Origin of the sequence: Rhizobium sp. 2MFCol3.1 (assembly GCF_000377565.1) — a bacterium.
Lineage (GTDB): Bacteria > Pseudomonadota > Alphaproteobacteria > Rhizobiales > Rhizobiaceae > Rhizobium.
This window is the reverse complement of sequence record NZ_KB898353.1, coordinates 161774-183648: the sequence shown is the minus strand read 5'-3', so window position 1 is coordinate 183648 and position 21875 is coordinate 161774. Positions and strand designations below refer to the sequence as shown.

21 protein-coding genes are annotated in these 21875 nt (G+C 61.4%); 14 read left to right on the top strand and 7 right to left on the bottom strand.

Going from position 1 to position 21875, the window contains the following annotated elements; genetic code table 11:
* Positions 1-68: 68 nt before the first annotated feature.
* The 6 genes from D460_RS0100860 to D460_RS0100835 all read left to right on the top strand — a co-directional run bounded on the left by D460_RS0100860 (position 69) and on the right by D460_RS0100835 (position 6430).
* Positions 69-1001, top strand: coding sequence for a VOC family protein (locus D460_RS0100860; RefSeq protein ID WP_018896593.1), 933 nt, complete (start codon positions 69-71; stop codon positions 999-1001).
* A gap of 143 nt (positions 1002-1144) precedes the next feature.
* Positions 1145-1834, top strand: coding sequence for a hydrolase (locus D460_RS0100855; RefSeq protein WP_018896592.1), 690 nt, complete (start codon positions 1145-1147; stop codon positions 1832-1834).
* A 78-nt stretch (positions 1835-1912) separates the two neighbouring features.
* On the top strand, positions 1913-2200 hold the full coding sequence (locus D460_RS0100850; RefSeq protein ID WP_018896591.1) for a XapX domain-containing protein: 288 nt from the start codon (positions 1913-1915) through the stop codon (positions 2198-2200).
* A gap of 99 nt (positions 2201-2299) precedes the next feature.
* Positions 2300-4177: an amidohydrolase gene (locus tag D460_RS0100845; protein WP_018896590.1), complete on the top strand. Its 1878-nt coding sequence runs from the start codon at positions 2300-2302 to the stop codon at positions 4175-4177.
* Between the two features lie 220 nt (positions 4178-4397).
* Positions 4398-4835: a DoxX family protein gene (locus D460_RS0100840; RefSeq protein ID WP_018896589.1), complete on the top strand. Its 438-nt coding sequence runs from the start codon at positions 4398-4400 to the stop codon at positions 4833-4835.
* Positions 4832-6430, top strand: a complete 1599-nt coding sequence (locus D460_RS0100835) for an MFS transporter (protein ID WP_018896588.1) — start codon at positions 4832-4834, stop codon at positions 6428-6430. Before D460_RS0100840 ends, D460_RS0100835 begins: the two co-directional genes overlap by 4 nt.
* 138 nt (positions 6431-6568) lie before the next feature.
* On the opposite strand, the gene D460_RS0100830 is transcribed toward D460_RS0100835, so the two are convergent.
* The 3 genes from D460_RS0100830 to D460_RS0100820 all read right to left on the bottom strand — a co-directional run bounded on the left by D460_RS0100830 (position 6569) and on the right by D460_RS0100820 (position 10400).
* Positions 6569-8002: an NAD(P)(+) transhydrogenase (Re/Si-specific) subunit beta gene (locus tag D460_RS0100830; RefSeq protein ID WP_018896587.1), complete on the bottom strand. Its 1434-nt coding sequence runs from the start codon at positions 8000-8002 to the stop codon at positions 6569-6571.
* A gap of 30 nt (positions 8003-8032) precedes the next feature.
* Positions 8033-9607: a Re/Si-specific NAD(P)(+) transhydrogenase subunit alpha gene (locus D460_RS0100825; protein WP_018896586.1), complete on the bottom strand. Its 1575-nt coding sequence runs from the start codon at positions 9605-9607 to the stop codon at positions 8033-8035.
* A 310-nt stretch (positions 9608-9917) separates the two neighbouring features.
* Positions 9918-10400: an Lrp/AsnC family transcriptional regulator gene (locus D460_RS0100820; protein ID WP_026282647.1), complete on the bottom strand. Its 483-nt coding sequence runs from the start codon at positions 10398-10400 to the stop codon at positions 9918-9920.
* Positions 10401-10729: 329 nt separating this feature from the next.
* Between D460_RS0100820 and D460_RS0100815 the strand changes: the two genes are divergently transcribed.
* The 5 genes from D460_RS0100815 to ugpC all read left to right on the top strand — a co-directional run bounded on the left by D460_RS0100815 (position 10730) and on the right by ugpC (position 16131).
* A complete protein-coding gene (locus tag D460_RS0100815) occupies positions 10730-11887 on the top strand; it encodes a Gfo/Idh/MocA family oxidoreductase (protein ID WP_018896584.1) in 1158 nt (385 codons plus the stop codon).
* Positions 11888-11900: 13 nt separating this feature from the next.
* Positions 11901-12785: a sugar ABC transporter permease gene (locus D460_RS0100810; protein WP_018896583.1), complete on the top strand. Its 885-nt coding sequence runs from the start codon at positions 11901-11903 to the stop codon at positions 12783-12785.
* Positions 12782-13639 (top strand): carbohydrate ABC transporter permease, encoded by an 858-nt coding sequence (locus D460_RS0100805; RefSeq protein WP_018896582.1) that lies wholly within the window; start codon positions 12782-12784, stop codon positions 13637-13639. Before D460_RS0100810 ends, D460_RS0100805 begins: the two co-directional genes overlap by 4 nt.
* A 59-nt stretch (positions 13640-13698) precedes the next feature.
* Positions 13699-14904, top strand: a complete 1206-nt coding sequence (locus D460_RS0100800; RefSeq protein ID WP_018896581.1) for an extracellular solute-binding protein — start codon at positions 13699-13701, stop codon at positions 14902-14904.
* Positions 14905-14994: 90 nt separating this feature from the next.
* Complete coding sequence (gene ugpC / locus D460_RS0100795; protein ID WP_018896580.1) at positions 14995-16131, top strand: sn-glycerol-3-phosphate ABC transporter ATP-binding protein UgpC; 1137 nt, start codon at positions 14995-14997, stop codon at positions 16129-16131.
* Positions 16132-16152: 21 nt separating this feature from the next.
* On the opposite strand, the gene D460_RS0100790 is transcribed toward ugpC, so the two are convergent.
* From D460_RS0100790 to D460_RS0100775, 4 genes are all read right to left on the bottom strand, one after another.
* The gene (locus tag D460_RS0100790) at positions 16153-16455 is read right to left on the bottom strand and encodes a hypothetical protein (protein WP_026282645.1); all 303 of its coding nucleotides are present in this window, start codon (positions 16453-16455) and stop codon (positions 16153-16155) included.
* Positions 16456-16582: 127 nt separating this feature from the next.
* On the bottom strand, positions 16583-17683 hold the full coding sequence (locus D460_RS0100785) for an alanine racemase (RefSeq protein ID WP_018896578.1): 1101 nt from the start codon (positions 17681-17683) through the stop codon (positions 16583-16585).
* A 16-nt stretch (positions 17684-17699) separates the two neighbouring features.
* Entirely contained in the window at positions 17700-19160 is a 1461-nt protein-coding gene (locus tag D460_RS0100780; protein ID WP_026282644.1) for a M81 family metallopeptidase, read from the bottom strand.
* A gap of 20 nt (positions 19161-19180) precedes the next feature.
* Positions 19181-19666 (bottom strand): hypothetical protein, encoded by a 486-nt coding sequence (locus tag D460_RS0100775; protein WP_018896576.1) that lies wholly within the window; start codon positions 19664-19666, stop codon positions 19181-19183.
* A 110-nt stretch (positions 19667-19776) separates the two neighbouring features.
* On the opposite strand from D460_RS0100775, the gene D460_RS0100770 reads away from it, so the two are divergent.
* The 3 genes from D460_RS0100770 to D460_RS0100760 are packed head-to-tail and all read left to right on the top strand — an operon-like array spanning position 19777 to position 21856.
* Complete coding sequence (locus tag D460_RS0100770; RefSeq protein WP_018896575.1) at positions 19777-20166, top strand: Rid family hydrolase; 390 nt, start codon at positions 19777-19779, stop codon at positions 20164-20166.
* A gap of 25 nt (positions 20167-20191) precedes the next feature.
* Entirely contained in the window at positions 20192-21052 is an 861-nt protein-coding gene (locus tag D460_RS0100765) for a MurR/RpiR family transcriptional regulator (RefSeq protein WP_018896574.1), read from the top strand.
* Positions 21053-21079: 27 nt separating this feature from the next.
* Complete coding sequence (locus tag D460_RS0100760; protein WP_018896573.1) at positions 21080-21856, top strand: SDR family oxidoreductase; 777 nt, start codon at positions 21080-21082, stop codon at positions 21854-21856.
* Positions 21857-21875 lie beyond the last annotated feature (19 nt).

Below are 21875 nucleotides of genomic sequence, written 5' to 3'. Positions count from 1 at the left end.
CAATGCAATCAACCCGGTTACATCTCTGGTCATCGAAACGGCAACGCCCACAGAGAAAGGCAACGGCCATGATCAAGGATATCAAGGGACTGCACCACGTCACTTCGATGGCGTCGGATGCCCAGCAGAATAACCGGTTCTTCACAAACGCACTCGGCCTGCGCCGCGTCAAGAAGACCGTCAACTTCGACGACCCGAGCGTCTACCACCTCTACTATGGCGATGAAAACGGCACGCCCGGCACGGTCATGACCTACTTTCCTTTCCCGCACATGATGACCGGCCGCCCCGGTGTCGGTGAAGTCAGCGAGACGCAGTTCTCCATCCCGAAGGGATCGCTGGCTTTCTGGAAAGATCGCCTGACGGCCCAGGGTGTCGTCGGTCTGAAGACCGACACGGTCTTCGGCGCCAATCACCTGCGCTTCGCCGGCCCTGATGGCGACGGACTGGCGCTGATCGAAACCGCCGAAGACGTCCGCGCCCCATGGCTTGCCGACGGCATCTCGGAAGACAATGCGATCCGCGGCTTCTCCGGTGCGCGCTTCGACCTGCACGACACCGCCGCCACATCGGAATTGCTGCAGTTCATGGGCTATGAGCGCGCCGAGGTCGAAGGTGATGTCACGCGGTTCATCATTCCCGGTGGCAATGGTGCCGACACCATCGACATCGCGTCGCTGCCGAAAACGCCTTTTGCCCGCCAGGGCGCCGGCTCTGTCCACCACATCGCCTTTGCCGTCGAGAACCGTGAGAAGCAGCTCGAAGTGCGCAAGGCCTTGATGGACACGGGCTATCAGGTGACGCCGGTTATCGACCGCGATTACTTCTGGGCGATCTACTTCAGAACGCCGGGCGGGATCCTGTTCGAAATCGCAACCAACGAGCCTGGTTTCGACCGTGACGAAGATACCGCGCACCTCGGCGAAGCCTTGAAGCTGCCGACCCGGTATGAAGCCTACCGCGGCCAGATCGAAGAGAACCTCGTTCCGCTCGCAGCATAACCCCGCACGGCAAACTGCCGTGCACCTCTAACACCAACAATTTCCGCCTTCGAACGGCTGCCTGAGGCAGGCAGCCGACCGCCGGAGGCATCCCCAATCCTTAAGCGCCAGATCGGCAATCAAAACCTAAACGGAGAAATCAAATGTCCAAGCTCGAAGTTCTGACCCCTGCAAACAGCCAGCTCATCTTCATCGACCAGCAGCCGCAGATGGCTTTCGGTGTCCAGTCGATCGATCGCCAGACGCTGAAGAACAATGTCGTCGGTCTCGCCAAGGCGGCCAAGATCTTCAACATCCCGACCACGATCACCACGGTCGAGACGGAAAGCTTCTCCGGCAATACCTTCCCGGAACTGCTCGGCGTCTTCCCCGAGAACGACATTCTGGAGCGCACCTCGATGAACTCCTGGGACGACCAGAACGTTCGTGACGCCCTTGCCAAGAACGCCGCCGGCGGCCGCAAGAAGATCGTCGTCTCCGGCCTCTGGACGGAAGTGTGCAACACCACCTTCGCGCTCTCCGCCCTTCATGATGTTCCCGACTACGAAATCTACATGGTCGCCGACGCATCCGGCGGCACCTCGGTCGACGCCCACAAATATGCGATGGACCGCATGGTACAGGCCGGCGTCATCCCCGTTACCTGGCAGCAGGTCATGCTCGAATGGCAGCGCGACTGGGCCCGCAAGGAAACCTACAACGCCGTCACCTCGCTGGTGAAGGAACATTCCGGCGCCTACGGCATGGGCATCGACTATGCGGTCACGCATGTCCACGGCGGCGAAGAGCGCGTCAGCCACGGCAAGCGCATCGGCCCTAACCCGGCCAAGTAATCACCCGTCATCGCCGCTTCCGCAGGATCGAATGTCCAGATGCGGAAGCGGCTTTCATTCACAGTCGAGGATGCCCCCATGAAACTCTACCTTCTTTCCATCGGCGCCGGTCTTCTGGTCGGTATCGTCTACAGCCTGCTCAATGTTCGCTCTCCCGCGCCACCGATCGTGGCCCTTGTCGGCCTGCTCGGCATTCTGGTTGGCGAACAGCTCATTCCCTTTGCCAAGACGCTGATCGCCAAGGAGCCGGCGGCGGTGTCGTGGATCAACCAGATCAAGCCGCACATGTTCGGCCATATGCCAAAGGGCGAGAGCCGCAATGACGTCGTCGTGTCTCGCCAAGATCAGCACAAGTCTGATAGCTGAGGCGCCAAGAGGAGATTCGCTTGCGGTGGGGCCCAGCCCAGCCAATCCCGGCGCAAAGCGTTGAAATCAATCTTAATAATGAAGCCAGGAGCATTTCCCATGTTCGCCGACCTCATCCTCCACCACGGTTTGATCACCACGCTCGATCGCACCAACCCAACCGCCAGCGCCGTCGCCATCAAGGACGGTGCCTTTCTCGAAGTCGGCACCGATGCCGAGATCATCGCGCTCGCCGGTCCGGACACCAAGATCGTCGACCTCAAGGGCAAGCGCGTCCTACCCGGCCTGATCGACAACCACACCCACGTCGTGCGCGGTGGCCTGAACTACAATATGGAACTGCGCTGGGACGGCGTTCGTTCGCTGGCGGATGCCATGGACATGCTGAAGCGCCAGGTGGCGATCACGCCGGCCCCGCAATGGGTCCGCGTCGTCGGCGGCTTCACCGAACACCAGTTCGCCGAAAAGCGCCTGCCGACGATCGAGGAGATCAATGCGGTCGCGCCGGATACTCCCGTCTTCCTTCTCCATCTCTATGACCGCGCGCTTCTGAACGGCGCTGCTCTGAGAGCGGTCGGTTACACCCGCGACACGCCCAACCCGCCCGGCGGCGAGATCACCCGCGACGCGAACGGCAACCCGACCGGCATGCTGCTTGCCAAGCCGAACGCCGGTATTCTCTACTCGACGCTGGCGAAAGGCCCGAAGCTGCCCTTCGACTACCAGGTCAATTCCACCCGCCACTTCATGCGCGAGCTCAATCGTCTCGGTGTAACCGGCGTGATCGATGCCGGCGGCGGCAACCAGAACTATCCCGATGATTACGAGGTCATTCAGAAGCTCTCCGACGAAAACCAGCTGACCGTTCGACTTGCCTATAACCTCTTCACGCAGAAGCCGAAGGCCGAGAAAGAGGATTTCCTCAACTGGACGTCCTCGGTCAAATACAAGCAGGGCAACGACTACTTCCGCCACAACGGCGCCGGCGAGATGCTGGTCTTCTCCGCCGCCGACTTCGAGGACTTCCGCCAACCGCGCCCGGAAATGGCGCCGGAGATGGAAGGCGAGCTCGAGGAAGTCGTTCGGGTTCTGGCCGAAAACCGGTGGCCGTGGCGCATGCACGCCACCTATGACGAAACCATCTCGCGTTCGCTCGATGTCTTCGAGAAGGTCAACAAGGACATTCCGCTGGAGGGCCTCAACTGGTTCTTCGACCACGCCGAGACCATCTCCGAGCGTTCGATCGACCGCATCGCGGCACTCGGCGGCGGCATCGCCACGCAGCACCGCATGGCCTATCAGGGCGAATATTTCGTCGAGCGCTATGGCCACGGCGTCGCTGAAGCCACGCCGCCGATCAAGCGCATGCTCGATAAGGGCGTCAACGTCTCGGCCGGCACCGACGCCACCCGCGTCGCCTCCTATAATCCATGGGTGTCGCTCTCCTGGATGGTGACGGGCAAAACGGTCGGCGGCATGCAGCTTTATCCGCGTGCCAATTGCCTCGACCGCGAGACGGCGCTTCGGATGTGGACGGAAAAGGTCACCTGGTTCTCCAACGAAGAGGGAAAGAAGGGCCGCATCGAGAAGGGTCAGTTCGCCGATCTTGTCGTGCCGAGCAAGGACTTCTTCGCCTGCGCCGAGGACGAGATCTCGTTCCTCACCTCCGATCTGACGATGGTTGGCGGCAAGATCGTCTATGGCTCGGGTGACTTCGCCAAATACGACGAAAGCAACATCCCGCCTGCCATGCCGGACTGGTCTCCGGTGCGCAAGTTCGGCGGCTACGCCGCCTGGGGCGAGCCCGATGGCGCTGGCGCCCGCTCGCTGCGCCGCACGGCCATCTCCACCTGCGGCTGCGCCAGCGACTGCGGCGTCCACGGCCACGACCATGCCGGTGCCTGGACCTCCAAGCTGCCGATCGCTGATCTCAAGGGCTTCTTCGGCGCACTCGGCTGCTCCTGCTGGGCAGTTTGAGGCTGACGCGATAATCGAACGACGTATCGGCCTGGGCAGCGGGAGACCGCTGCCCAGGCTTATTTTGCAGGAGTGGAAGGCTCCCACGAATAATTGCATATAGCGCAATTAAATCGAAACTATTGATGCAATTGTTGGCGGCAATGGTTCCCGCCAATATGGCTCCATCAGACGAACACAACGCCGCTCGAACCGACCGGCCAAGATCGCAGGAGCAACGATGACCAGCCACTCTCCTTCAATACCGCGCAGGCTTCTGGCCGATGTCGTTTCGGCGCCTGCCGTGCGAACCGCCGCTCTGCTTGCGCTTTGCGCCGCCTATATCCAGGGCCCGCTCACCAAGATTTTCGATTTCGGCGGCGCGATCGCCGAGATGGAGCATTTCGGTCTTCACCCGGCGTCCGTCTTCGCCGTCGTTGTCATCGCATTCGAACTGACCGCATCGGCCATGGTCGTGTCGGGCAAGCTGCGCTGGATGGGCGCTCTCGCGCTCGCCGGTTTCACTGTTTTCGCGACCTTCATCGCGCTTCGTTTCTGGGAACTGCCCGCCGGCTTGGAGCGGATGATGGCGACCAACGCCTTCTTCGAACATCTCGGCCTCGCGGGCGCCTTCGTCCTCGTCACCATTTTCGATATCACCAAGGGAGCTGAACAATGAGCACCGCAAAATCCTCCGGGGGCAGCTTCGCTCCGCTCGCCCAACCCGTCTTCGCCGTCCTCTGGGCAGCCACCGTTCTCGGCAATACCGGCAGCTTCATGCGCGATGTCGCGAGCTCCTGGCTGATGACCGATCTCTCGGCCTCGCCGGCCGCGGTCGCCATGGTTCAGGCGGCGGGCACGCTGCCGATCTTTCTTCTCGCCATTCCGGCGGGCGTACTGACCGATATTCTCGACCGCCGCAAGTTCCTCATCGCAGTGCAGCTGCTGCTCGCCTCCGTCAGCATCAGCCTCATGGTTCTTGCCCAGACCGGCATGCTTTCGGTCAGCGCTCTCATCGGTCTTACCTTCCTCGGCGGCATCGGTGCTGCACTGATGGGGCCGACCTGGCAGGCGATCGTGCCTGAACTCGTCAAGCGCGAGGACGTCAAAAGCGCGGTGGCGCTGAATTCGCTCGGCATCAACATCGCCCGTTCGATCGGCCCGGCGGCAGGCGGCCTTCTGCTTGCGGCGTTCGGCGCGGGTCTCACCTATGGCGCCGACGTTGCGAGCTATATCATTGTCATTGCCGCGCTGGTCTGGTGGCCGCGCGCCAAGAACGCCAATGATGCCCTGCAGGAGAATTTCCTCGGCGCCTTCCGGGCCGGCCTTCGCTACACCCGTGCCAGCCGCCCGCTGCATGTCGTCCTGCTGCGCGCCGCGATCTTCTTCGCCTTCGCCAGTGCCGTCTGGGCCCTGCTGCCGCTCGTCGCCCGCCAGCTTCTCGGCGGTGATGCAAGCTTCTACGGTATCCTGCTCGGCGCGGTTGGCGCTGGTGCGATCGGCGGAGCGCTCGTCATGCCGAAGCTGCGTGAACGTCTGAACGCCGATGGCCTCATGCTCGGTGCCGCCATCATCACCGCTATCGTGATGGCTATCCTGTCGCTTGCTCCGCCGAAGGCCGTTGCCATCGTCGCTCTGCTCTTCCTCGGTGGCGCATGGATCACCGCTCTGACGACGCTCAATGGTGCGGCCCAGGCCGTCCTTCCGAACTGGGTGCGTGGTCGTGGTCTTGCCGTCTACCTCACGGTGTTCAACGGCGCGATGACGGCCGGCAGCCTTGGCTGGGGTGCAGTCGGTACGGCCGTCGGAATTCAGGCAACGCTCATTATCGGTGCTGTCGGCCTTCTTGTTGCAGGTCTCATCATGCATCGTGTAAAGCTGCCTGCCGGCGATGCCGATCTGGTTCCCTCGAGCCACTGGCCGGAGCCGCTTGTCGCCGAGCCCGTCGCCCACGATCGTGGACCAGTCCTGATCCTGATCGAGTACAACGTCGAAAAGCACAACCGTTCGGCCTTCCTTCGTGCCTTGAACGACATGTCGCAGGAACGCCGCCGCGATGGCGCCTATGGCTGGGGCGTGACGGAAGACTCCGCTGACCCTGAGAAGATCGTCGAGTGGTTCATGGTGGAATCCTGGGCGGAGCATCTTCGGCAGCACAAGCGGGTGTCGAACGCCGACGCCGATCTGCAGGGCAAGGTTCTTGCCTACCACTCAGGCCCGGAAAAGCCTGTCGTCCGGCACTTCCTGACGATCAATCGCCCAGGCAAAGCCTGATAGCGATACGAGGCAAAAGAGAAGGGGACCGTTTCGGTCCCCTTCTCACGTTTATTGCATATTGGCTCGGCGGAACGCCTCAAATTCCCGGGCGGGCGGCGTTGGTCTGAACCACGCCGCCTCCCAGTTCCTGTCTTGTCAGGCGACCTTTGCGAGCAGGCCGTCAATGCTCTTCTTGGCGTCGCCATAGAACATCCGCGTGTTCTCCTTGTAGAAGAGCGGGTTCTCGATGCCGGAGTAGCCGGTGCCCTGTCCACGCTTGGAGACGAACACCTGCTTAGCTTTCCAGACTTCGAGAACCGGCATGCCTGCGATCGGCGAGTTCGGATCTTCCTGGGCGGCCGGATTGACGATGTCATTGGAGCCGATGACGATGACGACGTCGGTCTCGGGGAAGTCGTCGTTGATCTCGTCCATTTCGAGGACGATGTCGTAGGGCACCTTGGCTTCGGCAAGCAGCACGTTCATGTGGCCGGGCAGACGGCCGGCGACCGGATGGATCGCGAAGCGCACAGTCTTGCCGGCTGCTCTGAGCTTGCGCGTGAGTTCGGAGACGGCCTGCTGCGCCTGCGCCACCGCCATGCCGTAGCCCGGCACGATGACGACGCTATCGGCATCGTTGAGCGCGGATGCGACGCCCTCGGCATCGATGGCGATCTGCTCGCCTTCGATTTCCATGGCGGGACCCGTGGTGCCGCCGAAGCCGCCGAGGATGACCGAGACGAAGGAGCGGTTCATCGCCTTGCACATGATGTAGGATAAGATCGCGCCCGAGGAGCCGACCAGCGCGCCGGTGACGATCAGGAGGTCGTTGCCGAGCGTGAAGCCGATGGCGGCGGCCGCCCAGCCGGAATAGCTGTTCAGCATCGAGACCACGACCGGCATGTCGGCGCCGCCGATGCCCATGATCAGGTGGTAGCCGATGAAGAAGGCAAGCAAGGTCATCAGGATCAGCGTCCAGACGCCGGCGCCGTTCACATACATGAGGAGCAGGATCAGCGACAGGATAGCAGCCGCGGCATTCAGGAAATGCCCGCCGGGCAGCTTCTTCGCCTTGCCGTCGATCTTGCCGGCGAGCTTGCCGAAAGCGACGATCGAGCCGGTGAATGTGATGGCGCCGATGAAGACGCCGAGGAACACCTCGACCTTCATGATCGCAAGCTCGACCGGCGTCTTGTGGGCGAGAATGCCGGCGAAGCCGTCAAGGGCTGCGCGCGTCGCCTCGTCCATGCCGGCAATGCGCCATGCCTCAATATGGGCGTTGTAGCCGATGAAGACGGCGGCGAGGCCGACGAAGGAGTGGAGCGCGGCCACAAGCTGCGGCATCTCCGTCATCTGCACGCGGTTTGCGACGTAGTAGCCGGCGATGGAGCCGGCCAGGATCATCGGAATAATGATGATCCAGTTACCGACACCGGGGCCGAAGATGGTCGCGACAATGGCGAGTGCCATGCCGACGATGCCGTACCAGGCGGCGCGCTTGGCGCTTTCCTGACCGGACAGGCCGCCCAGCGAGAGGATGAAAAGCACAGCCGCGGAGATATAGGCGGCCGAAACGATACCAATCGTCATATTGAAAATCCCTTGATATCCCTGGCCCGATCAGGACTTCTGGAACATGGCGAGCATGCGCCGCGTGACAAGAAAGCCGCCGACGATGTTGATCGTCGCGACCAGAACCGACAGAGCAGCGAGGATGACGACCAGCCAGTTGCCGGAGCCGATCTGCAGCAGCGCGCCGAGAATGACGATGCCCGAGATAGCGTTGGTCACCGCCATCAGCGGCGTATGCAGCGAATGCGAGACGTTCCAGATCACCTGGAAACCGATGAAGCAGGCGAGCATGAAGACCACGAAATGGTTCATGAAGCTTGCCGGGGCATAGGCGCCGACCAACAGCAGCAGCGCGGTGCCGATCAAAAGCAGGAAGCCCTGGCTCTTGGTCTGCGCCTTGAAGGCGGCTGCCTCGCGCGCGCGCTTCTCGTCAGGCGTCGGCTCCTTGGCCTTTTCCTTCGGCTTCTGAGCGGCGATCGCCTGGATCTTCGGCGGCGGCGGGGGATAGGTGATGGCGCCCTCGAAGGCGACGGTTGCGCCGCGGATGACGTCGTCTTCCATGTTGTGGACGATCTCGCCGTCCTTGGCCGGCGTCAGGTCCGTCATCATGTGGCGTATGTTGGTCGAATAGAGCGTCGACGACTGCGCGGCCATGCGGCTCGGGAAATCGGTATAGCCGACCACGGTGACGCCATTGTCGGAGACGATCTTCTGGTCGGCGACGGTCAAATCGCAGTTGCCGCCGCGTTCGGCCGCAAGATCGATGATCACGGAACCGGGCTTCATCAGAGCCACCATGTCGGTAAGCCACAGCTTCGGTGCATCGCGGCCGGGGATCAGCGCCGTGGTGATGACGATGTCGATCTCGGGGGCCAGTTCACGGAACTTTGCCAGCTGCTTCTCGCGGAACTCCGGCGAGGAGGGCGCTGCGTATCCGCCGGTGGCGGCGCCGTCCTGCTGGCTCTCGTTGAAATCGAGGAAGACGAACTCCGCACCCATCGATTCGATCTGCTCGGCCACTTCGGGGCGCACGTCGAAGGCGTAGGTGATGGCGCCGAGCGAGGTGGCGGTGCCGATCGCGGCAAGGCCGGCGACGCCGGCGCCGATGACGAGCACCTTGGCAGGCGGCACTTTGCCGGCGGCGGTCACCTGGCCGGTGAAGAAGCGGCCGAAATTGTTGCCGGCCTCGATGACGGCACGATAGCCGGCGATGTTAGCCATGGATGACAGAGCGTCCATCTTCTGCGCGCGCGAAATGCGCGGCACCATGTCCATGGCGATGATGTTGGCGCCTGTTGCCTTCGCCTGCTCGAGCAGGGCGGCGTTCTGAGCCGGATAGAAGAAGGAGATCAGCGTTTTCTTCGGGCCAAGCTTCTCGGTCTCGGCGCTTTCGGGCGGACGCACCTTGGCGATGATGTCGGCGGATGCCCAAAGGCTGTCGGCCGATGGAGCGATATCGACGCCCGCGGCCTGATAGGTGGCGTCGGAGAAGCCGGCGGCGAGACCCGCGCCGGTTTCGATGACACAGCTATAGCCGAGTTTCTGCAATTGCAGCGCGGAGTCCGGCGTCATGGCCACACGGGCCTCGCCGACGGTTATTTCTTTCGGAACGCCGATTTTCATTGCAAATAGACCTTGGTCAGGACGCTTTCGCAGCGCGCGGTTGGTAAGTGCGGCAATTTTGTTACGCGTTTGGATGAATTCTCTCAACTGCCGGCTTGGCCTTTTCCCTGCATTACCTTGGTGAGCGCGACATTTAAGCGCGGGCACCTTAGCTCGGCAAAGAATAGGCGTTGCTCTTTAGAGATAAGAGCGGCGTTGAGCTTGCTAGTAAATAGGACTGGGCCGACAAGGATTTCTGCCTTTCGTCGGCCGGCAAGCGTAAGGCGTGACCTACGTTACCGGTCGTTGACATCCGTGTGGCCGCCTGATGTCAGCGCAGCCGTGTCAAATCCACCGGACGGTTGTTGATGATTGCCTCCATCGAAAAGAAGCCTGTCACCGTGGCGAGATCGAAGTTCGTGATGAGCTTCTGGTAGAAGGCGTCGTAGCCCGACATGCCTTTGGTCACGACCTTGATCAGATAATCCCAGTCGCCGCCGATGCGATAGAAGTCTATCACCTCGGGCAATCGCTCGACATGCGCCCGAAAACCCTCGCTCCACTCTTTAGAATGATGACGCGTGCGGATCATCACGAAAACGGTCAGGTCGAACCCGAGAGCCTTCAAGTCGATATCGCTGTGCGATCCCCGGATCAGGCCGAGGGAATGCAGCCGTTGCAGTCGGCGCCAGCAGGCGTTTTGCGATAGGCCGATCTTTTCGGCCAGATCGCGCTGCGACAGGGTCGCATCGTTCTGCATGGCGCTGAGGATCTTCATGTCAAACGCATCGATTTTCGCGGTAGAATCGTTCATTTGACACGGTCCGGCAATCAGTGTTGGTATGGTTTCCACGGAATAGTGTGAGGCGGCGCGATTGGTGTCAATGCTCACGCCGCGCTCGATCGAGATGGGCACGCGCATCTTGCCACTTACCCACATGATGATGTGGGTATAGGCCATCCTATCCTCCCGTCTTGCGGTTGACGGAGGGCTTATCGATGATGAAAATCAAAATGCCTGTCAAACAAGCGTCATGAAAATTAATTTCACAGTTCCAACTTTTTCCGTGTTTCGTGTTGACGAGATCGAATTTTTGTCTCAACTTGACGAAAATAAATTACGTAAATGGGAACGAGAGCAGCATGAAAGTGGGAATTATCGGGCTAGGTTTCCGGCTCGGCTATCTGGGCTACGTCTTCAAGTCGATTGATGAAAGCTTCGAGATCGTCGGCTATGTCGATCCCGAGCCCGCTGGTCTGCCGGGTCTCGTCGAGAAGGGCGTTTCCGTCGGCAAATCCTATGCCACGCCGCAGGAGCTGATCGCCAACGAACAGCTCGATCTGTTGATGATCGGCTCGCCCAATCTCTTCCATCTCGAGCATATCCGCATCGGTCTTGAAGCCGGTCTGAAGGTGTTCTGCGAAAAGCCGATCGTCACCACGATCGCCGAAAGCATCGAGCTCGCACGCCTGATGGCCAAGTTCGGTCATGAGCGGCTGATGGTCGGCCTGGTGCTGCGCTATTCGCCGCTTTATCGCGACCTGCAGGCGGTTCAGGCTGCCGGCAATCTCGGCCAGATCGTCTCGATCGAGGCGTCCGAGCACATCGAGCCCTACCACGGCGCATTCTTCATGCGCGACTGGCGCCGATACGAGCGTTATTCCGGCAGCTTCATGCTGGAAAAATGCTGCCACGATCTCGATCTTTATAACGGCATCGCCGGCGCGCGGCCCGAGCGGGTCGCAAGCTTCGGTGGCCGCAAGAGCTTTACGCCGGCAAACGATCCGGCTCGCGAAGGCATCAATGATCTTGAGTTGTTCCATCGCAAGCCGAGCGGCTGGAAGGGCACCGACAAGGTGTTCGACAGCGACGCCGACATCATCGACTATCAGGTTGCGATCGTCGAATACGCCAATGGCGTGGGCATGAACTTCCACACCAACCTCAACGTTCCCGACCAGTTCCGTCGCTTTGCGATCATGGGCTCGCGCGGGATGGCCGAGGGCGACTTCGTGCGCGGCTATCTCGATGTGCATGAGCAGCTGACCGGCAAGAAGGTCGTCGAGAACAAGTATGCGGCTACGGAACTCTCGCAGCACTACGGTGCCGACGAGCAGATGGCGGTCGACATCCTCGACAGCGTTCGCACCGGCACGGTATTGCCCGTCTCGACCCTGAATGCGCTTGAAGCCGGCATTCTGGCGCTCTCCATGGACGAGGCCCGCATCAAGAAGACGGTTGTCGACCTGCGTCCCGTATGGGACAAGTTCGACGAGGCGCTCCACGCCAGAGCGGCTTGAGGAGGGCGGCAGGATGAACGTTCAAAGAAGCAACCTCATCTTCGCCTGGATCCTTCTCCTTCCGGCAGTCCTCTATGTCGCGGTAATCGTCGCTTATCCGCTCGTCGATACGTTCATTCTGTCCTTTACCGACGCGTCGCTCAGAAAAGTGACCAATTGGGTGGGCTGGGCGAACTATGAGAAGATCTTCAACGCGACCTTCGCAGACGTCATCGTCCGCACCTTCATCTGGACCTTCTTCTCGGTCTCGCTGAAGATGATAATCGGCACCTTCGGCGCCTCGCTGCTGAACAGCGCGGTGCCCGGCCGCTCGCTGTTTCGTCTCTTGACCATGCCGCCATGGGTGGTGCCGATGGCCATCGGCATCTTCATGTGGGGCTGGATGTATAACGGCCAGTTCGGGATGATCTCGGGCATGCTGCAGCGCATCGGCTTCGTGGACGGCCCGGTGGCCTTCCTCGCCTATGGCAACACGGCATTCTGGGCAACAATCATAACCGACGTGTGGATCGGCGTGCCGATGGTCACCATCTATTTCCTGGCGGCCATTCAGTCGATCCCGAAGGATCTCTACGAGGCGGCCTGGACCGATGGCGCGGGGCGTTTCTATCGTTTCCGCCGCATCACCCTGCCGCTGATGGTGCCGTCGATCATCACCATGTCGATGCTATCCCTCATTGCCACGTTCAACTCCTTCGATATCATCTGGATCCTGACGCAGGGCGGCCCCAGCGGACAGACCACGACGATGATCATCGATACCTACCAGACGGCCATCGGCTCGAAGAAATATGGTGAGGGTGCGGCCCGCGCGGTGCTGATCTGCATCTTCCTCTCGGCATTCTGCTTTGCCTATTTCCGTGTCACCCGTCGGCTCAACCCGGAGAAGCGCGCATGAAGAACGCGGCCATGATCGATCGCTACAGCTGGTGGGAAATCCTGCTGATCTACCTTGGTGTCCTGGTGTTCCTCACCTTCGTGCTGGCGCCGTTCGTCGAAGGCTTCCTGGTGTCGCTGAAGCCGCTCAGCCAGCTGTTTTCGTCGCCGTACCGCTTCTGGCCGGAGAACGGCTCGTTCGAGGCCTACCGCACCATGTGGATCAGCGTTCCGGGCTTCGGGCGCTATATCTTCAACTCCTTCTTCATCTCGATCATCGTCACGGTGATCGTGCTGGCGCTCGTCATCCCGGCCTCCTACGCCTTCGCGAAGTTCGAATTTCGCGGCATGGGCCTGCTGCTTGGCGCGTTCCTGACGGTCAACATGTTCTCGGGCGCCGTGCTGCTCATTCCGCTGTTCCGGCTGATGCGTACGCTCGGCGTGCTCAACACCTATTTCGCGATGATCGTGCCCGGCGTGGCATTCCTCATTCCTTCGGCGATCTGGCTGCTGCGGACCTACATGATCCGCATTCCGCAGGAGCTGAACGAGGCCGCCTACATGGATGGAGCCAGCCACTTCTATACGTTGCGCCGCGTGATCCTGCCGATTGCCATGCCGGGGATCATCGTCGTCGCCATCACCACTTTCATCGGCGCCTACGCGCAGCAATTCATCTTCGCGCTGACCTTCAACTCGAAGACCGAATACATGCCGTTGCCGGTGGGGCTCTTCGCTTACTTCGGTAAGCAGGAGGTTATCTGGAACGAGCTGATGGCAGCCTCCTTCGTCGGCATCCTGCCCGCGATGGTCATCATCTTCTTCTTGCAACGATATCTCGTCGGCGGTCTGACTGCCGGTGCGGTAAAACAATAACAAGTGAACAGCTAACTAACGGGAGTATTGACGTGAGCATCGCTTTCAAAACTAGCCTTATGGCACTGGCCTTGCTCGGCTCGACGGCGCTTGGCGCCATGACGGCCGAAGCTGCCGACAAGGAAATCAGCTGGATCTATTGCGGCGACAAGATCGACCCGATCCACGAGAAGTACATCAAGGAATGGGAAGGCAAGAATCCGGGCTGGAAGGTCGCGCCTGAAGTCGTTGGCTGGGCACAGTGCCAGGACAAGGCGACCACGCTCGCCGCCGCCGGCACGCCGGTCGCGATGGCTTACGTCGGCTCGCGCACGCTCAAGGAATTCGCCCAGAACGACCTGATCGTTCCGGTTCCGATGACCGACGACGAGAAGAAGGGTTACTACCCGCATATCGTCGACACGGTCACCTTCGAGGGCAACCAGTGGGGCGTTCCGATCGCATTCTCCACCAAGGCGCTCTACTGGAACAAGGATCTGTTCAAGCAGGCCGGTCTCGACCCCGAGAAGCCACCGACAACCTGGGCTGAAGAAATCGCGGCCGCCAAGACCATCAAGGAAAAGACGGGCATCCCGGGCTACGGCCTGTCCGCCAAGACCTTCGACAACACCATGCACCAGTTCATGCACTGGGTTTACACCAACAACGCGACCGTCATCGACGCCGATGGCAAGGTCACGCTGGATAGCCCGGGTGTTCTCGCCGCTCTCCAGGCTTACAAGGACATCACGCCTTACTCCGAAGAAGGCCCGACCGCTTACGAGCAGAACGAAGTTCGTGCGATCTTCCTCGACGGCAAGGTCGGCATGATCCAGGCCGGCTCCGGCGCTGCCGCCCGCCTCAAGGACACGAAGATCAACTGGGGCGTGACGACGCTGCCGCTCGGACCGGATGCCAAGGGCCCCGGCACGCTGCTCATCACCGACAGCCTTGCAATCTTCAAGGGTTCTGGTGTCGAGGACAAGGCGATTGAGTTCGCCAAGTACATCACCTCGTCGGATATCCAGCCTGAATACGAACTGCAGGGCGGCGCTGGCCTGACACCGATGCGTCCTTCCGCGAAGGTCGACGAATTCGTCAAGGCCGATCCGTCGTGGAAGCCGTTCATCGACGGCATCACCTATGGCGGTCCCGAGCCGCTCTTCACCGATTACAAGGGTTTCCAGAACTCTATGATCGAAATGGTCCAGTCCGTCGTGACAGGCAAGGCCGAACCGGCTGACGCCATCAAGAAGGCCGCTGGCGAGATCGAAGCGTTCAAGTAAGCCTTTGTTGGGGATCGCGGGCGCGCAACACCCGCGATCCCTTCGCTATCGAGAGTAAGCGCCGCGCGTGGCGGTGACCGGAGACAGGTTTTGGGACAGCTATTTCTCAACAAGGTTCAGAAATTTTACGGCGACTTCGAGGTTCTGAAGGGCGTTCAGCTCGAGGTGAACAATGGCGAGTTCGTCGTGTTCGTCGGCCCCTCCGGCTGCGGCAAATCCACATTGCTTCGCATGATCGCCGGCCTGGACGCGACGTCCGCGGGTGACATCGTGATCGACGGCGTCCGTGTCAACGATCTGCCGCCGGTCAAGCGCGGCATCGCCATGGTGTTCCAGTCCTACGCGCTCTATCCGCATATGAGCGTTTTCGAAAACATCGCCTTTCCGCTGCGCGTCGAAAAGATGGAAGAGCAGAAGCTCAAGGCCAGGGTCGAAAACGCGGCCCGCATCCTGCATCTCGACCAGCGCCTGCAGCAGAAGCCGGGCATGCTATCCGGGGGCCAGCGTCAGCGCGTGGCGATCGGCCGTGCGATCGTGCGCGAGCCGAAGATCTTCCTGTTCGACGAGCCGCTCTCCAACCTCGACGCCGCGCTGCGCTCCGACATGCGCATCGAGCTCGCGAAACTGCACCGCCAGCTCAAGGCGACGATGATCTACGTTACTCACGACCAGGTCGAGGCGATGACGATGGCGGACCGCATCGTCGTGCTCAACGCCGGCGAGATCGCCCAGACGGGCGCGCCGCTCGAGCTCTACCACAAGCCCGCCAATATCTTCGTCGCCGGGTTCATCGGCAATCCGAAGATGAACTTCCTGCCGGTCACATGCACCGCCGTCGGCGACAAGAGCGTGACCGTCGAATACAAGGGCCAGTCGCTCACCGTGCCGGTCACGCCGCGCGCGGGTGTCGTCGGCAAGACGCTGACGCTTGGCGTCCGCCCCGAACATATCCAGCTCGCATCCGGCGATATCTCGCTCACCATCACGCCAAGCGTCATCGAGCGTCTCGGCGCGCAGACTGTCGCTTACGCTGCGCTGAATGGCGAGGGTGAAAACTTCTGCGCCACGCTGTCAGGCAGCGTCGGCGTGCGGCCGGAGCAGCCGATGCTCGTCGGCATCAACGCCGTGGATTGCCACCTCTTCGATGAAGCCGGCATCGCGTTCGAGCGCCATGTGGCGCTGACCGATATCGATCTCAATCTGCTGAACCCGACGGCGCTCGCCTGATCGCGAGCGCCGGTCGCGCCATCAGCGATCGAGGAAGTGATAGAACAAGGTGTTGGCCGGGTACGAATAGGAGCCCCGGTCGACGATCCCGTGGCGGTACATGCAATTGCGCAGTGCCGTCACGTGCCACAGGCTGTTGATGTCGGTCGAGCCGCGGCGAAACGCTTCCTGCTCGCAATAGGGATAGGTGTGGTCGAAGCGGGCCAGAATGGTCGGGTCGGAATCGACGCGGACACCGGAATAGGTCTGCCATTGCGACGGCGCCTGCGCGGCCGAAATACACGCCAGGCTTCCCGCAATTCCCAATGCAATCAACGCTCTCATGAATGATCTCCCATGACGTCGCCGGAATATTGGCGCATCAATAAGATGCGCCGGATATGGCAAACTTCAAGGAGGACTATCCAATGGCGTTAGCGGCCGGTGAACGGCCGCCAATCCGGCGCTTCGGTTACCAGACGAGCCCGCGCGCGGCCACGTCCTCGACGCGGGTTACGACGCCATCACGATGGAAGACCATCGTGTCGAAAAGGTTCGAGACCACGCAGGTATGGTTCGGAATGATCAGCAGCTTGTCGCCGATCTGCGGCCGCGCGCCCTCGCATTTCGAGAGGTCGATCACGCCGTGCTCTTCCGACAGGCCAGTGATGGACGCCTGCGGATAGCCGACCACCTGGCCGTAATCCGTGAAACCGAGCAGGTCAGAGGTCAGCGCCTTGGAGCCCGCATCGATGACGGCCCGATCCCCCGTCGGGCGGGAAACGACAGTGACGAGAATATGCATGGCGCAGTCGTCCACTGTGCAATGTCCGGCGCGGACCATGGAGCGGTCATTATAGATGTAGGTGCCGGCCCGGTGTTCGGTTGCGGCGGGAACCAGATGGGCGTCGAACAGGCTCGGCGATCCGCCGTTGCTGACGATAGGGCAGGCGATGCCTTCGGCGTCGAGCAAGGTCAGTGTTTGCGAAAGAAATGCCTGGACCTCGGTGGCGGCGCCCGGCTTCGGATAGTTCAGCAGTCCGCCGAAGGTCAGACCCGCTGCAGCGTCGATGTGCTTGGCGAGTGCCACGGCCTGCGCGGGCTTCTGCACGCCGCAGCGCCCAGCGCCGGTATCGCACTCAACCAGCACCACAAGCGGCTTGCGCGCGGCGAAATAGGTAGACAGCCCGTCGACGGTGTAGGCGCTGTCCGCGACCACCTTGAGCCCGGATATGCGCTCGTTCAGCGCTGCGAGGCGTTCGAGTTTCGCGGTGCCGATGATGTTGAAGGTGATGAGGATGTCCTCGAAGCCCGCGTCGGCAAAAACTTCGGCCTCGGTGACCTTCTGGCAATTGATGCCCTTGGCGCCCGCCGCTACCTGCTGGGCGGCCAGAGCCGGAATCTTGTGCGTCTTGATGTGCGGGCGGAAGTCGATGCCGTGCGCGTCCATATAGGCCTGCGTGCGGGCGATATTGGCCGCCATCCGGTCTTCGTCGATGATCGGCCGAGGTGTCGAGAGTTCCGCGACCTTGTCGCCGGGCTTGGCGACGACGGCAAATGGGCTGTTGTGCATCTCAGGCTACTCCATGTTAAGCGCCGTGGGGATCGGCGATCATGGGCCAGATATCCTTGCGCGCCCGCCGATACGGCGTCTTCGCCGGATTGTTAGGATAAGGCGTGCCGGCCGCGCAATAGATGATTTCGGACGCGATCTTCGAGAACGAGGCGTAGAAGTGGTTCGTCGACTTGATGACCAGGATTTTCTTCTGCGTCGGATCGATGCCCATGACCGAGAACAGGCTCGGATCGAAGCTCTGCGCACGCGTCGAGTTCAAGATGATGTCGATGCCATCGAGCACGATGTGCGCCGCATCGCCAAACGGCGCGAAGCTTTCGCCGAAGCGCATCTCGGCATTCGGCACGATCTTGATGACCTTGACAAGACCGTCGATCGGGTTGCCCGTGCCGGGCGCCGACTTGGCACCGAAGCGCAAGGGAATCTCGGCGCCCTCACCGGCCGCCATGCAGATCTGCACCGCCATCGGGTCCCAGATCGTGCCGATCGCCGCATCGGTGACGCCGCGCGCTAGGAGTTCGCCTAGAACCACGGTCGCGTCGCCAGCCGTTCCACCGCCGGGGTTGTCCCACATATCGGCAATCACGACAGGCCACGCCGTCGCCGCCAGCGCCTGCGACACAGCCTCCTTCTCGTCGATCTGCGGCATCATGAAGGTGCCGCGCTTGGCAAACAGCTCCATGCCGAGTTTGCGCGCCAGCGCATCGCCCTTGTCCTTGCGGTCATTGGTGACGACAAGAAGCTTGGTGCCCATCTCCGGCACGTCGCCGGCCATGAAGCCGTGGACCACGGAGATAGAGAGAATGTCGGGGTCGTCCTTCTCGATCTGCATGATCTTGTCGACGAAGGAACGCATGGGATCGCGCGAGGTCGGAAACACGTCGATCATCCGGCAGTCGAAGACGGACATGACAGGCTTTACGCGGCCCTCGAGCGTATCGACGGCGATGCGCCACAGATCCTCGGCGCGATCCACGAAGTCCGTGTGCGGGAACTCCTTGAAGTAGACGAAGACATTGGCGGCGGCGAAACGCTTGGCCGTCAGATGGCTGTGCGGATCGAGCTCGGCGAAAACGGGAATATCCGGGCCGACGATCTCGCGAATGCGCGTCAGCGTATCGCCTTCCGTGTCCTCGTAACCGGCGGCGACCATGGCGCCATGCAGGCCGAGCACGACGGCGTCGACGGGCATCGCCGCGCGAAGCTGTCCGAGAATCTCATCGCGTAGGCCTTCATAGGTCGCGCGGTTGACGAGACCGGCCGGATCCGCCCAGGTCGCTGTCCCCTCGATCAGCGTCCAGCCCTTCTCCGCGCAGACGCGCCGCCCGACGGTGATCGGCGCGGAGCAGAGTGTCGGCGTTTCGGGATGTTCGCCCGGCGGCGCGTAGAGCGATGCCTCGAAAGCGCGCCGATCGACGCAGATTGGGGAGAAGGTATTGGTCTCGGTTGCGAGAGCCGCCGTGAAAATCCGCAATGTCTCGGCCTTTGTGTTGATCAACCCATCGGGTTCGGAAGATAGCCGGTGAAACCGGAGATCTTCCAACGCCCCTCGTGCAGGCGGCAATAATAAAGGGTCTGCCACTGCATGATGTCGCGGCTGCCATCGGCCTTGGCGATGCCGCCGTCGAACTTCTTGCGCACCAGCGCCATGTCGCCCTCGATCTCGATATCCTCGAGCGTGGTCGTGGTGAAGATGGCGGTACGGGTGTCCTCAGCAAAGGACTGCGTCGCGAAATCCTTGGCCTGGCGGACCCATTCGTCGCGATAGGCGGCGAGCGTCGGGAAGGCGAGGCGCCACTTGTCGGGGCTCACTTCCTTGCGGCTGTCGATGCCGATGAAGCCGTCCTCGACGAAATCGTGCTCCACCATCGACCAGTCAGCCGCCAGGAAGGCGTCGATGTCGCGGTGAACGAGCATCTCCCAGATTGAATGCCGGGCAGTATCGGAAGCAGGGAAGGGGTTCTTGAAAGGATCGCGCATGGTGTTCCCGATTGAAATTCTTTTCATGAATGACGTTTTTCTCTGGTCAAATTCCGCTTAATATGGTCACTTGTCAACTTATCACGAAAATAATTTGCAAGGATCGGTCAATGTCCATCAAGCGTTATGGCACCGTTCAGACCGGCGCAGGCGGAAAGCCGCTGCCGTTTGCTCGTGCCGTCGAAGCCGACGGCTGGCTCTATGTGTCGGGCCAGGTCGCCATGGAAAATGGCGAGATCATCGACGGCAATATCGTCGCGCAGACGCACAAGACGATCCAGAACGTGATCGCGATCCTGGAAGAGGCAGGCTATGGCCGCGAGCATGTCGTGCGCTGCGGCGTGTGGCTCGACGATCCCCGCGATTTCTGGACCTTCAACGGCATCTATCAGCAGTATTTCGGCGAGCACCCGCCGGCACGCGCCTGTGTGCAATCGTCGATGATGGTCGATTGCAAGGTCGAAATCGATTGCGTCGCTTATAAAGCGAAAGACAAATAGCGCGATAGACCAAGGGGAGCCGGGCGTGGATATTTTCTCGACATTGCAGGAAGAGAAGGCCCGGCTTTCGCCGTCGGAAACCCGTATCGCGGATATTCTGCTCAACGACTTCGAATTCGCGGTCAATGCCTCGATTATCGAACTGGCGGAAAAGGCGGATGTCTCGCCGCCGACGGTCACCCGCTTCTGTCGCCGTGTCGGCTGCGAAAGCTTTTCCGATTTCAAGGTTCAGCTCGCCCGCACAGCCTATGTCGGCATGCGCTATCTCAGGCCAGAGCCGAAGAGCCGCGATCCCGGTGACGTCGCCCAGGACATCATTACCAAGGCGCAGAACGCCCTGTTCCTGCTGCATCGCTCGCTCGACCTTGCCGCCATCGAGCAGGCTGCCGAGAAGATCGCCAAGGCCGAGATGATCTATGCCTTCGGCTCGGGCGGCAATTCGTCGATGATCGCCAGCGAGCTGCAGAACCGCCTCTTTCGTTTCGGCCTGCACGTGACCGCGAGCTCCGATCATGGAATGCAGCTGATGCTGGCGGCGGCGGCGAAGTCGACGCATGTCATCGTCGGCTCGTCATTCTCGGGCCGCAACACCGAACTCGTCCGTTCCTTCACGCTCGCCCGCGAGACCGGGGTCACGACCATCGCGCTGACGCAGGCCGACAGCCTCGTCGCCAAGGCCGCCGACATCGTCATCCCGATCGATCTTGCCGAGGGCAACAACATCTTCCGGCCGACCTCGACGCGCATCGCCTATCTGGCCGCCGTCGACATCCTGGCCAGCCTCGTCGCCTATAACATCCCGCAGGCGGCGGTCACTCTTCGACGCATCAAACAACAACTCGTTGCCCACCGTGACGGCGATGACCGTCAGCTGCTCGGGGACTGAGGATTTCATGTCAGGAAAGGACTGAGAATGACAAAATCGGTAGCGATCGTGACCGGCGCTGCGGGCGATATCGGCCGTGCCATCGCCAGCCGGCTCGCGGATGACCACGACGTCGTCCTGCTTGTCGATATCGACGGCGCCGCCGCCGAAAAGGCCGCGCGTGCGCTGGGTTCGGCCGAGCGCTTCGTCGCCGTCAGCTGCGACGTCACGAGCGAGCACAGCGTTGCCGAAATGGCGAAGACCGCCGCGTCGCTCGGCGCGCTGAAGACGCTGGTCAACAACGCCGGTGCTGCGCGCGCCGTCAGTCTGCAATCGACGAAGCCGGAGGACTGGCGCGCCGATAATGCGCTCAACCTCGAAGCGCCGTTCCTCTGCTTCAGCGCCGTCGCGGATCTCTTGAAGGCAACGCAGGGCTCGGTGGTCAACATCGCCTCGGTCAACGGCATGCACGTCTTCGGCCATCCGGCCTATAGCGCCGCCAAGGCAGGCCTCTTGCATTTCACCAAGCTGGTCGCCGTCGAATACGGCAAGTTCGGCATCCGCTCGAACGCGATTGCGCCGGGCACGGTGCGCACGCAGGCCTGGGAAGCCCGCGCCGCCGCCAATCCGAATGTCTTCGAGGAAGCCCGCCGCTGGTATCCGCTACAGCGCGTCGTCGACCCGAAGGATGTCGCCAACGCTGTCGGCTTCCTGGCGAGCGCGCAGGCCAATGGCATTACCGGTGTCTGCCTGCCCGTCGACTGCGGCCTCACCGCGGGCCAAGCGGAACTCGCCCGCACCTTCTCCCAATCCGCTGACTACTGATCAAAAAAAGAATACTGAG

What these genes read in the sequence shown, in the direction of transcription:
- D460_RS0100860 (WP_018896593.1), top strand. Translation starts at nt 69, where the DNA reads ATGATCAAGGATATCAAGGGACTGCACCACGTCACTTCGATGGCGTCG.
- D460_RS0100855 (WP_018896592.1), top strand. Translation starts at nt 1,145, where the DNA reads ATGTCCAAGCTCGAAGTTCTGACCCCTGCAAACAGCCAGCTCATCTTC.
- D460_RS0100850 (WP_018896591.1), top strand. Translation starts at nt 1,913, where the DNA reads ATGAAACTCTACCTTCTTTCCATCGGCGCCGGTCTTCTGGTCGGTATC.
- D460_RS0100845 (WP_018896590.1), top strand. Translation starts at nt 2,300, where the DNA reads ATGTTCGCCGACCTCATCCTCCACCACGGTTTGATCACCACGCTCGAT.
- D460_RS0100840 (WP_018896589.1), top strand. Translation starts at nt 4,398, where the DNA reads ATGACCAGCCACTCTCCTTCAATACCGCGCAGGCTTCTGGCCGATGTC.
- D460_RS0100835 (WP_018896588.1), top strand. Translation starts at nt 4,832, where the DNA reads ATGAGCACCGCAAAATCCTCCGGGGGCAGCTTCGCTCCGCTCGCCCAA.
- D460_RS0100830 (WP_018896587.1), bottom strand. Translation starts at nt 8,002, where the DNA reads ATGACGATTGGTATCGTTTCGGCCGCCTATATCTCCGCGGCTGTGCTT.
- D460_RS0100825 (WP_018896586.1), bottom strand. Translation starts at nt 9,607, where the DNA reads ATGAAAATCGGCGTTCCGAAAGAAATAACCGTCGGCGAGGCCCGTGTG.
- D460_RS0100820 (WP_026282647.1), bottom strand. Translation starts at nt 10,400, where the DNA reads ATGAACGATTCTACCGCGAAAATCGATGCGTTTGACATGAAGATCCTC.
- D460_RS0100815 (WP_018896584.1), top strand. Translation starts at nt 10,730, where the DNA reads ATGAAAGTGGGAATTATCGGGCTAGGTTTCCGGCTCGGCTATCTGGGC.
- D460_RS0100810 (WP_018896583.1), top strand. Translation starts at nt 11,901, where the DNA reads ATGAACGTTCAAAGAAGCAACCTCATCTTCGCCTGGATCCTTCTCCTT.
- D460_RS0100805 (WP_018896582.1), top strand. Translation starts at nt 12,782, where the DNA reads ATGAAGAACGCGGCCATGATCGATCGCTACAGCTGGTGGGAAATCCTG.
- D460_RS0100800 (WP_018896581.1), top strand. Translation starts at nt 13,699, where the DNA reads ATGGCACTGGCCTTGCTCGGCTCGACGGCGCTTGGCGCCATGACGGCC.
- D460_RS0100790 (WP_026282645.1), bottom strand. Translation starts at nt 16,455, where the DNA reads ATGAGAGCGTTGATTGCATTGGGAATTGCGGGAAGCCTGGCGTGTATT.
- D460_RS0100785 (WP_018896578.1), bottom strand. Translation starts at nt 17,683, where the DNA reads ATGCACAACAGCCCATTTGCCGTCGTCGCCAAGCCCGGCGACAAGGTC.
- D460_RS0100775 (WP_018896576.1), bottom strand. Translation starts at nt 19,666, where the DNA reads ATGCGCGATCCTTTCAAGAACCCCTTCCCTGCTTCCGATACTGCCCGG.
- D460_RS0100770 (WP_018896575.1), top strand. Translation starts at nt 19,777, where the DNA reads ATGTCCATCAAGCGTTATGGCACCGTTCAGACCGGCGCAGGCGGAAAG.
- D460_RS0100760 (WP_018896573.1), top strand. Translation starts at nt 21,080, where the DNA reads ATGACAAAATCGGTAGCGATCGTGACCGGCGCTGCGGGCGATATCGGC.